The organism is Sphingomonas pituitosa NBRC 102491 (genome assembly GCF_001598435.1).
GTDB lineage: Bacteria > Pseudomonadota > Alphaproteobacteria > Sphingomonadales > Sphingomonadaceae > Sphingomonas > Sphingomonas pituitosa.
The window spans coordinates 493,556-510,220 of sequence record NZ_BCYY01000001.1; the positions used below are offsets into that span (position 1 = coordinate 493,556).

The 16,665-nt window shown below is 68.4% G+C and carries 8 protein-coding genes; all 8 read left to right on the forward strand.

All coding sequences use genetic code 11. From position 1 onward, the window contains the following. Positions 1–45: 45 nt before the first annotated feature. The 8 genes from SPI01S_RS02255 to SPI01S_RS02290 all read left to right on the forward strand — a co-directional run bounded on the left by SPI01S_RS02255 (position 46) and on the right by SPI01S_RS02290 (position 16,642). Entirely contained in the window at positions 46–2,367 is a 2,322-nt protein-coding gene (locus tag SPI01S_RS02255) for a beta-N-acetylhexosaminidase (RefSeq protein ID WP_066717375.1), read from the forward strand. After that, a complete protein-coding gene (locus SPI01S_RS02260; protein ID WP_066717377.1) occupies positions 2,364–4,952 on the forward strand; it encodes a beta-mannosidase in 2,589 nt (862 codons plus the stop codon). Before SPI01S_RS02255 ends, SPI01S_RS02260 begins: the two co-directional genes overlap by 4 nt. Further along, positions 4,952–7,513 (forward strand): glycoside hydrolase family 3 C-terminal domain-containing protein, encoded by a 2,562-nt coding sequence (locus SPI01S_RS02265; RefSeq protein WP_066717380.1) that lies wholly within the window; start codon positions 4,952–4,954, stop codon positions 7,511–7,513. The genes SPI01S_RS02260 and SPI01S_RS02265 overlap by 1 nt, the downstream gene beginning before the upstream one ends. Beyond that, positions 7,510–8,940, forward strand: coding sequence for a glycoside hydrolase family 125 protein (locus SPI01S_RS02270; protein WP_066717383.1), 1,431 nt, complete (start codon positions 7,510–7,512; stop codon positions 8,938–8,940). Before SPI01S_RS02265 ends, SPI01S_RS02270 begins: the two co-directional genes overlap by 4 nt. After that, positions 8,940–11,261 (forward strand): GH92 family glycosyl hydrolase, encoded by a 2,322-nt coding sequence (locus tag SPI01S_RS02275; RefSeq protein ID WP_066717719.1) that lies wholly within the window; start codon positions 8,940–8,942, stop codon positions 11,259–11,261. Before SPI01S_RS02270 ends, SPI01S_RS02275 begins: the two co-directional genes overlap by 1 nt. Next, the gene (locus tag SPI01S_RS02280; protein WP_066717385.1) at positions 11,261–13,462 is read left to right on the forward strand and encodes a hypothetical protein; all 2,202 of its coding nucleotides are present in this window, start codon (positions 11,261–11,263) and stop codon (positions 13,460–13,462) included. The genes SPI01S_RS02275 and SPI01S_RS02280 overlap by 1 nt, the downstream gene beginning before the upstream one ends. Beyond that, on the forward strand, positions 13,459–15,381 hold the full coding sequence (locus tag SPI01S_RS02285) for an alpha-L-fucosidase (RefSeq protein ID WP_066717391.1): 1,923 nt from the start codon (positions 13,459–13,461) through the stop codon (positions 15,379–15,381). Before SPI01S_RS02280 ends, SPI01S_RS02285 begins: the two co-directional genes overlap by 4 nt. Positions 15,382–15,637: 256 nt before the next feature. Beyond that, a complete protein-coding gene (locus SPI01S_RS02290) occupies positions 15,638–16,642 on the forward strand; it encodes a glycosylasparaginase (RefSeq protein WP_066717392.1) in 1,005 nt (334 codons plus the stop codon). Positions 16,643–16,665: the final 23 nt, after the last annotated feature.

A 16,665-nucleotide genomic window follows, 5' to 3' on the forward strand; every position in this document is an offset into this window, starting at 1 on the left:
CTTGCTCCGGCCCCGTTCGGCGGCCGTACGAGAGGGGAGTTTCCGATGCGCGCGTTTCTGAAGCAGGCAAGGCATTCCGGCTGGGCAGCGTTGCTGCTGTCCTCCACGGCGATCGCCCAGACCGTGCCGCCGCTCACCCCCCTCCCCGCCAGCGTGACGCTGGGCAAGGGCAGCTTCACCGTGGCGAATGGCGCCGCCATCGCCGTACCGGCAGGCGACACCGCCGCCGCCGCCGCGGCAAAGCTCCTCACCGCCCATGTGAAGGTAGAGCGTGGTCTTACCCTGGGAGCACCCGGCGAGAGCGGCGCGATCCGCTTCGAGCGTGACGCCGCGATCAAGGGCGACGAAGCCTATCGGATGACCGTCGACGCCAAGGGCGTACGCATCGCCGCCTCGGGCGACCGCGGCCTGCTCTACGGCGCGATGACCCTGGCCCAGTTGCTCAGCCCCGATCACGGTTTCGGAAAGCCGGTCAAGCTGCCCGCGCTGAACGTGGAGGACGCCCCCCGTTTCGGCTGGCGCGGCTTGATGCTCGACATCACCCGCCACTTCCAGCCGATCGCGTTCGTCTACGGCGTGGTCGACCAGATGGCCTCGGTGAAGCTCAACACGCTGCACCTCCACCTCACCGACGACCAGGGATGGCGCTTCGAGGTGAAGCGCTACCCGAAGCTCACCGAAATCGGCGGCTGGCGCACTCCGCCGAGCACCGGCGGCGCGCCGGGTCCGAAGGTCGGCGGCTTCTACACCCAGGAGCAGCTCAAGGCGCTGGTCGCCTATGCCGCCGAGCGCGGGGTGACGATCGTGCCGGAGATCGACCTGCCCGGCCACGCCCAGGCGCTGGTCGCCGCCTATCCCGAACTCGGCATCTTCGGCGACCAACCCGAAGTGTCGCACGACTGGGGCGTGAACCCCTATCTGTTCAATCCCGGCCCCAAGGGCATCGCCTTCGTCAAGGAAGTCCTTGACGAACTGATGGCGGTGTTCCCCGGCACCTACATCCATCTCGGCGGCGACGAGGCGGTGAAGGACCAGTGGGAGCGCTCGCCGGAGGTGCAGGCGCAGATCAAGGCACTGGGCCTGAAGGACGAGAACGGGTTGCAGAGCTGGATGATCGACCAGTTCGGCGCCTATCTGGAGCAGCATGGCCGCCGCCTGATCGGGTGGGACGAGATCCTCGAAGGCGGTCTGCCGCCCTCGGCTTCGGTGATGTCGTGGCGGGGCGAAAAGGGTGCGGTGGAAGCGGCCAATGCCGGGCATGACGTGGTGCTTTCCCCGGCACCGACCCTCTATCTCGACAGCCTGCAGAGCGACCGCCGCGACGAGCCGCCCGGCCGCCTCTCGATCCAGACGCTGGCCGATGTGTACAAGTACGAGCCGATGCCGGTCGGCATCAATGCGGACAAGGCGAGCCACATCCTCGGCGCGCAGGGCAATGCGTGGAGCGAGTATCTGATCACGCCGTACCAGGTGCAGCACGTGCTGTTCCCGCGCGCGGCGGCGATCGCCGAGATCACCTGGTCGGGCAAGGAGAAGCGCGACTTCACGTCGTTCGTCAGCCGCCTCCAGCCGCAGATGGCACGCTGGCGCCGCTCGGGCATGGAAGTCGCCGACAGCGCCTTCGCCATCGACTACAAGCTGCAGGGCACGCGCGGCGAGGCGCTGCGGGCGAACCAGGCCAAGGTGGCGCTGTCCACCCAGACCGGCTTCGGCACGATCCGCTACACGCTCGACGGCAAGCAGCCGACGGCCAAGTCGCCGGTGTACAAGGCGCCGCTGACGCTGAAGCCCGGCACGACGATCACCGCCGCGGCCTTCGATGCGTCGGGCGTGACGACCGCGACGCCGCGCACCTTCGACACCAGCCGCGCCGCGCTGCTCACCCGCACCAGTTCGGACATGGTCGCCTGCCCCAGGGGCGCGCTCGGCCTGCGCGTGCCGCTGAACGCCGAGGCGCAGGAGAATGCGCCGGTGTTCAACGTCAACCTGTTCGACACCTGCACCGCCTATCCGGCCGCGCCGCTGGACGTGGCGACCGGCTTCACGGTGGATGTCGCCCGCACGCCGCGCAACTATGGCCTTGCGCACGACTTCAACAAGGTGCGCGCGCACTACAACGTCAGCACCTATGGCGAGCTGATCGTCAGCGCCCGCTGCATCGCCGCGAGCAAGGACAAGACGATCAAGCCGATCGTCGTCGGCACCTTCCCGTTGCCGGATCCCGCGCATTCGCCGCAGCAGTTCCGCTTCACCGGCACGCTGCCCAAGCTGAACGGCGACGAGGATCTGTGCTTCCAGTTCACATCCCCGCTCAGTGATCCGTTCTACACGGTGGAGCGCGTGGTCCTGACGGAGGCGGCCAAGTGAAGGCTCGCTCGCTCGCCCTCCTTCCACTGCTTGCCCTCGCCGCCCCGGCATGGGCCGATCCGCGCCAGTCGCTGTCGCTCGACGGCGCGTGGGAAGTCCGCATCGACCCCAGCGATGCCGATGCCGCCAAGGCGCATCCGAAGGAAGCCGTCTGGTTCCCGGCCAAGGTTCCCGGCAGCGTCCAGCAGGACCTGATCGCAGCGAAGCGCGTGCCCGATCCGTATAAGGGCATCAACGAGGCACCGATCCAATGGGCCGGCCTCACCCGCTGGCAGTTCCGCCGCACGCTCACCGTCACGCCCGCGATGCTGGCGCGCGACCATCTCGACCTGGTGTTCGAAGGGCTCGACACCTTCGCGACGGTGACGCTGAACGGCCAGAAGCTGGCTGAGACCGACAACGCCCATCGCCGCTGGCGGGTGGACGCCAAGGATGCCCTGAAGGCCGGCGCGAACGAGCTGGTCGTCACCATCGCCTCGCCGATCAAGACGCTGCAGCCGATGGTGCTGGCGGAGAAATTCCCGCTCCCCGGCGAATATGATTCCGCCTTTGGCGACGAGCCCAAGGGCAAGCAGACCTCGCCTTACATCCGCAAGCCCAAGTACGATTACAGCTGGGACTGGGCGCCGCGCCTCGTCAAGATCGGCCTGTGGCGGCCGGTGCGGCTGGAGGCATGGGACGATGCCCGCATCGACGGTTTCCGCGTCGATCAGGAAGCGCTCAACCCCGCCGAGGCGCGCCTCGTCGCGCGGTGGAAGCTGCTCGGCGACCGCGAACGCGCGGTTACCGTCCGCACGCGCGTCACCGGCCCCGACGGCCAGACCGTCGAGGCGAGCCGCACCCTCACCATCGGCGCGGGCGAGAACGCCGTCAGCGTGCCGCTCACCCTGCCCAAGCCGCAATTGTGGTGGCCCGCCGGCTATGGCGCGCAGCCGCTCTACAAGGTCGAAGCCACGCTGGAGGAAGACGGTGCCGTCAGCGACCGTGTTGCGCAGCGCATCGGCCTGCGCACCGTCGAACTGATCACCCAGGGCGGCGGCTTCGGCTTCCGCATCAATGGCTTGCGCATCTTCGCCAAGGGCGCAAACCTGATCCCGTTCGACATGTTCCCGACCGCGGTGACCGAAGCGCGGATGCGCCGGATGCTCACCGATGCGCGCGACACCAACATGAACATGATCCGCGTCTGGGGCGGCGGCTATTATCTCGACGACGCCTTCTACGCCGCCGCCGACGAACTCGGCCTGATGGTGTGGCAGGACTTCATGTTCGGCGGTTCGATCACCCCGCCCGATGCGGCGTTCCGCGAGAATGTCCGCATCGAGGCCGAGCAGCAGGTCGCCCGGCTCCAGCCGCATCCGTCGATTATCGGCTGGAACGGCGGCAACGAGATCCTGTCGGGCTGGGAAAACTGGTCCGATCGCAAGGCGTTCAAGAAGAATGTCGGCGCCGACGAACAGGAGCGGATCGGCGCGGGCATGGCCGTGCTGTTCGATCGCACCCTGCGCCAGGCGGTCGAGAAGGAAGCGCCCGGCACCACCTATTGGCCGGGCTCGCCGTCCACCGATTACACCGGCCCCACCGACACCGACGCGAACGGCGACCGCCATTTCTGGGACGTCTGGTCGGGCTCCAAGCCGGTCGAGCGCTATCTCGATAGCTGCACGCGCTTCATGTCCGAATACGGCTTCCAGGCGATGCCGAACCTGTCGACGATCCGCGGTTTCGCGGGCAACGGAGCGCTGGCGATCGACAGCCTGGTGCTCAAGGCGCACCAGAAGTTCCTGGCCGGCGAAGGCAATAGCCGCCTGCAGCTCTATCTCGATGCCCGGCTGCGCAAGCCCGCGGATTTCGCCGATCTGGTCTACCTCACCCAGGTGAACCAGATGCAGGCGATCGGCATGGCCGCGCGCCACCACCGCGCCTGCGCGCCGATCACCATGGGCTCGCTCTACTGGCAGCTCAACGATGCCTGGCCGGCGATCAGCTGGGCAAGCATCGACTATGACGGCCAGTGGAAGCTGCTCCAGTATGAGGCGCGCCGCTTCTTCGCGCCCCAGGCGATCGTCGCCGAACACAAGGATGGCGCCACCCGCCTCGCCGCGGTATCCGACGCAACGAAGCTGATCGCCGCCGAATGGCGCGTGCGCGGCTTCGCCATGGACGGCAAGCCGCTGGGCGAAAAGGCGGCGAGGTTCGATCTCTCGTCGGGATCGCTCGAACTCGCGAAGATCGCCGATGCCGATCTGTTCGGCGCCGCCGCGCCAGCGCAGAGCTATGCCGTTGCCGAGCTGTGGATCGACGGCAAGCCGGTCTCGCGCCAGATCGTCGAGCGGCTCGCCCCCAAGGACATGGCCTATCCCGCCCCGCGCCTGTCGGTCCGCTGGCAGGGCAAGCAGGTGACGGTCACCGCCGGCGCGCTCGCCCGCGCGGTGATGCTCGATTTCGGCACCACTGTCGCACAGCCGAGCGACAACGGCTTCGACCTGCTGCCCGGCGAAAGCCGCACGCTCACCGTCACGTCCGAGGCGAACGCCGCTGCGCTCGCCCGCGCCCTCACCCTTCGCACGCTGGGACCCCGTTGATGCCCCTCCTTCCCCTGCTCCTCCTCGCCGGCGATCCCGATCCGGTTACCGACGCCATCGCCAGGATGACGATCGAGCAGAAGGCCGCGCAGCTGCAGAGCACCGCGCCCGCCGATCCGGTGATCGGCCTGCCCGCCTATGACTGGTGGAACGAGGGCCTGCACGGCCTCGCCCGCGACGGCTATGCCACCGTGTTCCCCCAGGCGATCGGTCTCGCCGCGACCTGGGACGTGCCGCTGCTCCACAAGGTCGGCGACACCGTCGCCACCGAGGCGCGCGCGAAGTTCAATGCGCGACCGGTGACCGCCGATCGCAAGATCTATGAAGGGCTCACCATCTGGTCGCCCAACATCAACATCTTCCGCGATCCGCGCTGGGGCCGCGGCCAGGAAACATACGGCGAGGATCCGTTCCTCACCGGCCACCTCGCGATCGGCTTCATCCAGGGACTGCAGGGGCCAGACCCGGCGCATCCCAAGGTGATCGCCACGCCCAAGCATCTCGCGGTGCATAGCGGCCCCGAGGCCGGCCGCGACGGCTTCGACGTCGATCCCAGCCCGCAGGATCTGGAGTCTACCTACACCCCCGCCTTCCGCCTCGCGCTTACCGAGGGCAAGGCGCAGTCGGTAATGTGCGCGTACAACTCGATCCACGGCACGCCCGCCTGCGCCTCGGGTGGGCTGCTCAACGATCGGCTGCGCAAGGATTGGGGCTTTACCGGCCTCACCGTGTCGGACTGCGACGCGGTAGCGAACATCCACCTGTTCCACCATTTCAGCCTCGATGCCGCCGAGGCATCGGCCGCCGCGATCAAGAACGGCATGGATCTGAACTGCGGCACCACCTATGCCGCGCTTCCGCAAGCGGTGAAGCGCGGGCTGGTGAGCGAGGCGGAGATCGACGTGGCGCTGAAGCGCGCGCTGGATGCCCGCCGCGCGCTGGGTATCGCCTTCGGCGGCGCCAATCCCTGGGGCAAGATCAAGCCCAGCCAGCGCAGCACGCCTGCCGCCCGCGCGCTGGCGCTGGAGGCCGCGCGCAAGGCGATCGTACTGCTCAAGAACGACGGCGACCGCCTGCCCCTGACGCCGGGTGGCCGCATCGCGGTGATCGGCGCCAATGCCGACGATATCGGCGTGCTGGAGGGCAATTACCACGGCACCGCCAAGGATCCGGTGACCCCGCTGGACGGCATCCGCCGCCAGTTCGGCGCCGACAAGGTGGTGTACGCACAGGGCTCGCAGCTGGCCGAGGCCGGCGCGGTGATCATGCCCGAAACCGCCTTCCGCGCCGACGGCAAGGCTGGCCTGAAGGCCGAGTATTTCGCCAGCCCGACGGTAAGCGGCACGCCCGTAGCCACCCGGCAGGACCGCCGCATCGACTTCAACTACACCCGCGCCGCGCCGCTGCCGGGGCTGAACCCTACCGGCTTCGCGGTGCGCTGGAACGGCGAATTCACGCCCCCGGGCGCGGGCGAGTACGAGTTGGAGATCGACATCCCCGCCTGCTGGAAGGACTGCACCACGCACGACGCGGTGCGGCTGTGGGTCGATGGCAAGCTCCTTCACGATGGCCCGCTCGGCAAGGCGCGCGTGGCAGTGAAGCTCGCCAGCGACGGCCGTGCGGTGCAGTTCCGCATGGAGATCGACCATCGCAGCGAAGATGGCGGCGTGCGCCTGATGTGGCAGCCCCCGGCCGAGCCGATGCTTGCCCAGGCGCTGGCGGTGGCGAAGGACGCGGACACGATCGTCGCCGTGCTCGGCCTGTCGCCCGATCTGGAGGGCGAGGCGCTCAGCGTCTCGATCCCCGGTTTCGTCGGCGGCGACCGGACCGACATCGCCCTGCCCCGCCCACAGCTCGAGCTGCTCAAGGCGCTGCGCAAGACCGGCAAGCCGCTCGTCCTCGTCCTCACCAGCGGCAGCGCGGTGGCGGTCGATCCGGCGCTGGCCGATGCGATCCTCGAAGCATGGTATCCTGGCGAGGAAGGCGGCACCGCGATCGCCGAGACGCTGGCCGGCAAGAACAACCCCTCGGGCCGCCTGCCGCTCACCTTCTACGCCTCGGTCGACGACCTGCCGGCGTTCGTGGATTACGGCATGAAGGAGCGCACCTATCGCTACTTCACCGGCAAGCCGCTCTGGGGCTTCGGCCATGGGCTGAGCTACACGAAATTCGCCTATGGCGACGTGGCGGTGAAGGCCGCCGGCATCGGCCAGCCGGTGCAGGTCAGCGCGAAGCTCACCAATGCGGGCAACCGCAGCGGTGAAGAAGTGGCCCAGGTCTATGTCGTCACGCCGGATGCGGGCAAACCAGGTGGGTTCACCACCCCGGTACTCCAGCGCCAGCTCGCCGGCTTCCAGCGCGCGAGCCTTGCGCCGGGCAAGTCGGCCAGCCTGTCCTTCACGCTCGATCCGCGCAGCATCAGCAGCGTCGCGCGCGACGGCACCCGCCGGGTGCTGCCGGGCACGTACCGCGTCTGGATCGGCGGGGGTCAGCCGGGTGACGGCGCCGGTGGGTGGGCCGAATTCAGCCTGAACGGCGACGCGCAGGTGCTGCCGAAATGATCGATCGCCGCACCCTGCTCGGCTCGGGCCTGGCGCTCGCCGCGACGCCCGCCTTTGCCACCGCCGGGAAGCCCGACCTTGTGAGCAAGCGCCCCGCGCCGGCTGACCGCCGCTTCGTCAGCAAGGCGGTCGAGCGTGAAATCGCACGCGTTTCCAAGCAGATCGCCGATCCCAAGCTGCGCTGGATGTTCGGCAACTGCTATCCCAACACGCTCGACACCACGGTGAAGATGGGCGTGGTGGACGGCAAGCCCGATGCGTTCGTCATCACCGGCGACATCGATGCGCTGTGGCTGCGCGACAGCTCGGCGCAGGTGCGACCCTATCTGCATCTTGCGAAAGACGACGCGGATCTGCGCCGTCTGTACCAGGGCCTGATCGCCCGGCAGGCGCGGTGCATCCTGCTCGATCCCTATGCCAACGCCTTCCTTGAAGAAACCAATGCCCGCACCGAACTGAGCTGGGCGCTGCACGACAAGACCGAGATGAAGACCGGCGTTGCCGAACGGAAATGGGAGATCGACAGCCTCTGTTATCCCATTCGCCTGGCACACGACTATTGGAAGGCGACCGGCGACACCACGCCGTTCGACGCGCAATGGGCGGAGTCCGCGCGCACCATCCTCCGCACCTTCCGCGAGCAGCAGCGCAAGGACGGGCCCGGCCCGTACCGCTTCCTGCGCAGCAGCGACCGGCCGACCGAGACGCTGATGCTCGACGGCTATGGCCCGCCCAGCCGTCCGGTCGGGCTGATCCATTCCGGCTTCCGCCCCTCGGACGATGCCTGCGTCTATCCCTTTCTGATTCCGTCCAATTACTTCGCCGTCGCGACGCTGCGGGAACTGGCCGTACTGGCGATCGCGGTGCGGCAGGATGCAGCGCTGGCGAACGACGCCAAGGCACTGGCCGACGAGGTTGCCGCGGCACTCCGCGACTATGGCACGATGCGGCTGCGCGACGGTCGCGAGGTGATCGCGTTTGAAGTGGACGGCTTCGGCAACGCCATCTTCATGGACGACGCCAATGTGCCGTCACTCTCCAGCCTGGCCTATCTGCGCTGCGTCGATCGCGACGATCCCTTGTGGCAGCGCACGGCAGCCGCGGCGTGGAGCGATGCCAACCCCTATTGGTCACGCGGCAACGTGGTCGAGGGGATCGGCGGGCCGCATGTCGGGTTGGGGCACGTCTGGCCCATGTCGTTGATCATGCGCGGTTTCAGCCATGACGGCGATGTGCGAACGCTTCGCAATATCTTGCGAATGCTTAGCAATAGCGATGCAGGCACCGGCTTCATTCACGAGGCGGTGGACCAGAACGACCCCGCCAAATTCACCCGCGACTGGTTCGCCTGGGCCAATGGCCTGTTCGGCGAACTGCTCCTCCATCTGGCTGCGGTCCAGCCCAAGCTTCTTCAGGAAACGCTGTGATCCTCTCCCGTCGCCGCCTGCTCGCCACCAGCGCGATCGGCCTTGCCGCTGCTGGCGTTCCGCGAACCGCCTTGGCGAAATCGGCCGGCAGCACCACACCCAATCTGTTCATCGGCACCGGCGGGACCGGCCATACCTATCCGGGCGCGACCCTGCCGTTCGGCATGGTGCAGCTCAGCCCGGACACCGGGGTAGAGCGCTGGGAAACCTGCTCGGGCTATTATCACAGCGACGGCTCGATCCTCGGCTTCTCGCACACCCATCTGTCCGGCACGGGCATCGGCGACATGCTCGATCTGCTGGTCGCCCCCGGGCGCGGCCCGGTGATGCTGCAGCCGGGCACGCGCGAAAAGCCGGAAAGCGGCTATCGCCAGCGCTACCAGGACGAGCATGCAGAACCCGGTTATTACCGGGTCGCGCTGGCGAACGGCGTGCAGGCAGAACTGACCGTTACCGAGCGAACCGGTTGGCATCGTTACACTTTCCCGGCCGGTGCAGGCCATTTGCTGCTTGACCTGTCGCATCTGGTACTGGACAGTTCGGACAGCCCGCCGCTGATCGCGGACGCAATGATGGAAGTGGCGCCGGACGGCACGATCACCGGTCAGCGACAAGTCTTCCGCTGGGCAAAGGGGCGCAAGATCTTCTTCGCGCTCCAGCTTTCGCGCCAGCCGGATCGCATCACCTTTTACGGCGATGACGATGCCGCGCAGCCCGCGGGCAGCAAGAAGGTCACCGGGCGGCGATTGAAGGCGGTGCTCCACTATTCGGATGCCGGAAACGGCCCGATTCTCGTGCGTTGCGGCATCTCCGGGGTGGATGTCGCCGGGGCGCGCGCCAATCTGGTCACCGAAGCGAGACATTGGGACTTCGATCGCACCCGCCGCGAAGCCACCGCCCGGTGGCAACCGGCGATCAACGCCGTCCGCGTCGAAGGCGGCACGGCCGACCAGCGAACCATCCTCACGACCGCGCTGTACCATTCCCAGCTCGCCCCGACGCTGTTCTCGGACGTGGACGGCCGCTATCTCGGCATGGACGGGCAGATCCACACGGTGCCGAAGGGCGGCGCGGCCTACAGCAGCTACTCGCTGTGGGACACCTACCGGGCGCTGCACCCGCTGCTCACCCTGATCGCGCCGGATCGCACCAAGTCGCTGGTCGACGACCTGATCCGCCAGACCGCCCAGTCCCCCTATGGCCCGCTCGTCTGGCCGCTGCAGGGCAAGGAAACCGGCACGATGATCGGCTGGCACGGCGTGGTGCCGCTCGCCGAGGCGCAGGCCAAGGGCATCGCGGCCGATTACGCCGCCGCGTGGCCGGCGATCCGCCGCCGCAGCTTCGATTTCACCGCGCCGGACAAGGACAACAGCAAGGGCCGCGATCTCTACGATCGCATGGGCTATGTGCCTGCGGACAAATGGTTCGAGAGCGTCAGCCGCACCCAGGAATATGCCTATGACGACTGGGCATCGTCGCATCTCGCCGCGGCGATCGGCGAAAAGGGCGATGCCGATCGGCTCGCCAAGCGTTCGGGCAACTGGCGCAACGTGATCGACGGCAGCATCGGCTTCGCGCGCCCGCGCTTCGCCGACGGCAGCTGGTGGGCGCCCTATGATCCGATCCAGCTCGGCCACATGCCCAAGCCCTGGTGGCGCGACTATACCGAGGCGAATGGCTGGCAGGCGACCTTCCTCAACCAGCACGACGTCTATGGGCTGATCGCGCATATCGGCGGCGACCAAAAGTTCGAGGCGAAGCTCGACGCGCTGTTCAACGCGCCCTCGACGCTGCCCGACAATGCCCCGCCGGACATTTCGGGGCTGGTGGGCCAGTACGCCCATGGCAACGAGCCGGACCAGCACGCCGCCTATCTCTACGCCTATGCCGGCGCACCCTGGAAGACGCAGGCGATGGTGCGGCGGCTGTGCACCGAGATGTACAAGAACGATCCGGACGGCATCATCGGCAACGACGATTGCGGCCAGATGAGCGCGTGGTTCGTCTTCTCGGCGCTGGGCTTCTATCCGGTCGATCCGGTCCAGGCGGTCTATGTGTTCGGCTCGCCGCTGTTCGAGCGGGCGGAAGTAACCGTCGGCGCGGGCAAGAAGCTGGTGATCGAGGCGCCCGGCAACCGCGCGGACACGCCGTATGTCGCCGCGGTCACCTGGAACGGCAAGCCGTGGCGCAAGAGCTGGATCGCGCACGCCGATCTGGTGAAGGGCGGTACGCTGCGCTTCACCATGTCGGACAAGCCCAACCCGGCGTTCGGGCGCGCGCCGGCGGACCGTCCGCCCTCCAACGGCCGCACGCCGGCCTGATGCTGCTCGCCGCCGCGCTCCTGTCGACGGCGCCCTGCGTCGCCGCCGGCGCCGGTGGCGAGGTGGCGGCCGAACTGCTGCGCACGCGGCTGGCCGAGCGGCAGGCGCCCTGCGCGCGGGTGCTGCTCGCGCCGCTGGCAAAGGTGGAAGCCGCCCTCCCCGCGTCCCGCCGCAAGGCCTGGCGGACACTGGCCCCGCAAAAGCTGCCCCGCGAAGGCTTCGCCGTCCGCAGCCTGGGCGACACGCTGGTGATCACCGCCCGGGGCACACGCGGGCTGGTCTATGGCGCCGGCTGGTATCTGCGCACCGGGGCCCGCCCGCTGCGCTATGACAGCGCGCCGGCGCGGCCCGTGCGGCTCACCCAGATCGGCTATCGCGCCAAGAACAACAGCTACGATGCCTGGACGCAGGCGATGTTCCGTCGCCGCGTCGAGGATTTCGCGCTGTGGGGCGCCAGCGGCGTGCAGGTGATTGCCCCGGTTTCCGACGACGACGCCACCAGCCCGCTCTTCCCCGCCCCGCCGCTGGAAACGCTGCGCGGCATCGGCGCCATTGCGCACCGGCTGGGGATCGACTTTGCGCTCTATTATCCGAACCTCCACGACTATGCGACGCAGGCCGAGCGCGATGCGGAACTCGCGCGCTTCCGCACGCTGCTGGACGAATTGCCGCGCGTGGATGCGCTCTACGTGCCCGGCGGCGATCCCGGCCATGCGGCCCCCCCCAACCTCTTCCCGCTGGTGGCAGCGCAAGCCGCGGCGCTGCGCACGCGCAATCCCGCCGCCAGTGTGTGGATCTCCACCCAGGGCTTCGATGCCGCAGGGCTGGACGCCTTCTACGCCCAGCTCGCCCGCCGCCCCCGCTGGCTGACCGGCATCTTCGCGGGACCGCAAACGCGCGATCCGGTGGCCGTCCAGCGGCGGCATCTGGCCGCCGGCTACCAGCTGCTGCTCTATCCCGACATCGCACACACGATGCACGCGCAGGTGCCGGTCGATCGCTGGAGCCCCGCCTTCGCGCTCACCGAGGGGCGCGAGCCGATCAATCCGCGGCCTCGCGCGATGACCGCGCTGTTCCGGCATCTCGATCCCGGCACCAGCGGCTTCGTCACCTACTCCGAAGGGGTGAACGACGATGCGAACCAGTTCCTGTGGTTCCGCCTCGGCTGGGACCCGCAGGTCACGCCGGAGGCGTTCGCGCGGGACTATGCGCACGACTTCCTCGGCGATCCCGCAGGTGCCCGGACCCTGTTCGCACTTGAGGACAATTGGATCGGCGATCCCGCCGTCAATGCCGGGATCGACGCGACGCTGGCGCTGGTCGACGGTCTCAAGCCCGCGCCCTGGGCCGATTGGCGGATCGACGCGCTGCGCTACCGGGCGGTGTATGACGCCATCGTCCGTCACCGCCTTATCTCCGCGCGCGCCCGCGAGGCCGCGGCGCTGGCAGCGCCCGACGCCGCCGCTGCCCGTGCGCTGCTCGCCAGGCCCGATCCTGCCCCCGCGCCTGCGCTCCGCACCCGCCTGTTCGCGCTGGCGGACCGGCTGTGGCAGGGGGCACGGCTGCAGCTCAGCGTGAAGCTGTACGGCGCCTCCAACATCGAACGCGGCGCCAATCTGGATCGCGTGGATGTCGATCTCAACGACCGCGTCTGGATCGAGCGCCAGCTCGCCACCCGCACGCCGGCGCAACTGGCGGACCATGAACGCGCCCGCGAAGGCGCGCTGTACGACGATCTCGGCGACCCAGGACACGCCCCGCACCTCGTGCGCGGCAGCAGCCCGATCAACGATCCGCTGCGGTTCGACGGCGCCGTGGAAGGCATCGCCGACCGCGTGCCGAACGACGGCTGGCGGATGTCATGGATCAGCTATGCCGAGAGCCTCTACGACGCGCCGCTGCGGCTTCGGTACACCGGGCTCGACCGCAAGCGCCGCTACCGCCTGATCGCCACCTATGCCGGCGAGGACTATTGGCTGCCGATGCGCCTCGTCGCCAATGGCCGCATAGAGATCCACCCGCCGCTCGATCGCACGACCAACCCGATGACGGTGGACTTCGCCATCCCCGCCGCCGCCACGCGCGGCGGCACGCTCGATCTCGCCTGGACGCGGCCCCCTGGCATGGGTGGCAGCGGCCGCGGCCATCAGGTCGCCGAGACCTGGCTCATTCCCGAACCCCTCTCCGGAGAACGCAAATGACGACCCTTTCCCGCCGCGCGCTCGTCGCCGCCAGTCTCGCCACCCCGGCGCTCGCCCAGGCGGCCACCACCGCCGCTGGCAAGACGCCCGCGCCCAAGCCGTTCGGCGCCACCCCGTCGGCGCGCCAGTGGAAATGGCACCAGCGCGAGCAATATGCCTTCATCCACTTCTCGATGAACACTTTCACCGACAAGGAATGGGGCTATGGAGACGAGGATCCCAAGACCTTCAATCCCAGCGACTTCAACGCCGACCAGATCGTCGCGGCGGCCAAGGCGGGCGGGCTGAAGGGCCTGATCCTGGTCTGCAAGCACCATGACGGCTTCTGCCTGTGGCCGACCACGCTGACCGAGCACTCGATCCGCAACAGCCCCTACAAGAACGGCCAGGGCGACATCGTCCGCGAGATGTCCGATGCCTGCGCCCGTGCCGGGCTGCCGTTCGGCGTCTATCTCTCGCCCTGGGACCGCAACCATGCGGAGTATGGCCGCCCGGGCTATATCGCCTATTACCGCGCGCAGCTCACCGAGCTGTGCACCCGCTATGGCAAGCTGTTCGAAGTGTGGTTCGACGGCGCCAATGGCGGCGACGGCTATTACGGCGGCGCGCGCGAGACGCGGAAGATCGACGCCCCGGCCTATTACAACTGGCCTTCGATCGTCGCCCTCGTCCACCAGCTCCAGCCCGATGCCTGCACCTTCGATCCGCTCGGCGCGGATATCCGCTGGGTCGGCAACGAGGACGGCGTGGCGGGCGATCCCTGCTGGCCGACCATGCCCAACCACCCCTATGTGCAGAGCGAAGGCAATTCGGGCGTGCGCGGGGGCGCGCTCTGGTGGCCGGCGGAGACCGATGTGTCGATCCGCCCCGGCTGGTTCTATCACGCCGACGAGGATTCGCGGGTGAAGAGCCCCGAGCGTCTGGTCCAGCTGTACGACGAATCGGTCGGTCGGGGCACCAATCTGAACCTCAACCTGCCGCCCGATCGCCGCGGCCGCATCGCCGACCAGGACGTGAAGATCCTGAAGAGCTTCGGCGACGCGATCCGCGCGACCTTCGCCAAGGATCTCGCCAAGGGCGCAGTCGCCCATGCCAGCGCCACGCGCGGGCCGGGCTTCGAAGCCGCCCGCGTGCTCGACGGCAATCGCGAGACCTATTGGACGACGTCGGACGGCGCCGCCACGCCGACGCTGACGCTGGACCTCAAGCCCGGCACCCGCTTCGACGTGATCCGCCTGCGCGAATATCTGCCGCTGGGCGTGCGCGTCACCCGTTTCGCGGTCGACGCCGAGATCGACGGGAAATGGCAGCAGCTCGCCGAGAAGGAATGCATCTCCGCCCAGCGCATCCTCCGCCTGCCTCAGCCGATCGCGCCGCGTCGCGTACGCCTGCGCATCCTCGATGCACCGGCCTGCCCGGCGATCAGCGAGTTCGCCCTGTTCCGTTCGGTCGCGCCGGTACCGGTCGCGCCGATCGTTTCCTCGGACCCGACCGTGATCGACACCCGCAACTGGAAGATCGCCGCCGCCCCCGCGCCCGGCGCCGAGAAGCTGCTCGATCGCGACCCGGGCACGATCTGGACGGTCCCCGCGCCCAAGGGCGGCGCGCCGGTGGAGGTGACCATCGACCTCGGTGGCGAAACCACACTTGCCGGGTTCAGCCTCACGCCGTCGCGGCATGTGATGACCGATTCGGCCCCGCCCAAGGGCTATCAGGCCGAGACGAGCCAGGACGCGACGCGGTGGGAGCCGGCCGCCGACGGCGAGTTCGGCAACATCGCCTATGCGCTGTCGACCCAGCGCATCGCCTTCACGAACGCCCGGCCCGCGCGCTATCTGCGGCTGCGCTTCGCCGAAACCGCGCTCCCCCAGCCGAAACTGGCGATCGCCGAGATCGGCGGGTTCACCGCACCGCGCTGAGCCCGGGACCACGCTGGCTGACCGGTTCGCGCCGGGGCTCGCATCCGCCGAGCTCCGGCGCGTTGCGTTTCAGCAACAACCTGGAAAAAAAGCGGAGCCGATGAGACCATAGGCTACCATATGTAAAACCAGGTTCTCTATTTGGTATTGTATACCGATGGGACCTATGACAGCATCCCTTCGAAGCGGTGACAGACATATGACGCGCCGCCTTCACTGAGGAGAGCGGCGCAGCGCGCCACATGGGGATGCATCGATGGGACTGGATCGACGCGAAGCATTGAAACTGGGGTTGGCCGGCGCAGCTGCGCTGCCGGCCGGAGCGGCGCTGGCACGCGCCGAGACGCCACGTGCCCTCATCGTCTCCACCTGGGACTTCGGCGCAGCGGCCAACGCCGCCGCCTATGCCCAGTGGAAGAAGACCGGATCCCTGATCGACGCCGTTGAGGCCGGCGGCTGGGTACCCGAGGCGGATGCCGAGAACCACTCGGTAGGCCTGGGCGGATATCCCGATCGCGACGGCCATGTCACGCTGGACGCGATCATCATGGACGATCGCGGCAATGTCGGCGCGGTGGCGGCGCTGGAGGACATCCTCCACCCGATCTCGGTGGCCCGCCGCGTGATGGAAAAGACCCCGCACACCTTCCTGGTCGGCGAAGGCGCACGCCAGTTCGCGCTCGAACAGGGCTTTCCCAAGACGCGGCTGCTCACTCCCGAGGCGGAAGCGGCGTGGCGCGAATGGCTTAAGACTGCCCGGTACAAGCCTGTAGCCAATATAGAAAATCAGCGCGGCTCGGCGCTGGACCATGACACGATTGGTATTGTCGCCTGTGATGCCAATGGTCGTCTTGCCGGCGCCTGCACCACCTCCGGCATGGCGTTCAAGCTGCGCGGCCGCGTGGGCGATTCGCCCCAGGCCGGCTGTGGGCTGATGGTCGAGCCCGGTGTCGGCGCGGCGACCGCCACCGGCGTGGGCGAGGAAGTGACGCGGATCGCCGGTTCGGCGCGCGTCGTCTCGTCGATGCGCGCGGGCATGGACCCGATGGCGGCCTGCCGGGAGGCGGTGCTGCACATCGCGAAACTGCGCGGCGATGCGGTGAAGGACGCCCAGGTCGGGTTCCTCGCCATCGACCGCCACGGCCGGGTCGGCGCCTATGCGCTGCAGCCGGGCTTTACCTATGCGGTTACCGACCTCGTCGGGAAGACCTCCGTAATTCCCGCGCAGAGCCTGCGGCCTGCAGCGGGCCACGCACAGTAAATCAAAAAAGGGATGTCCAGCAT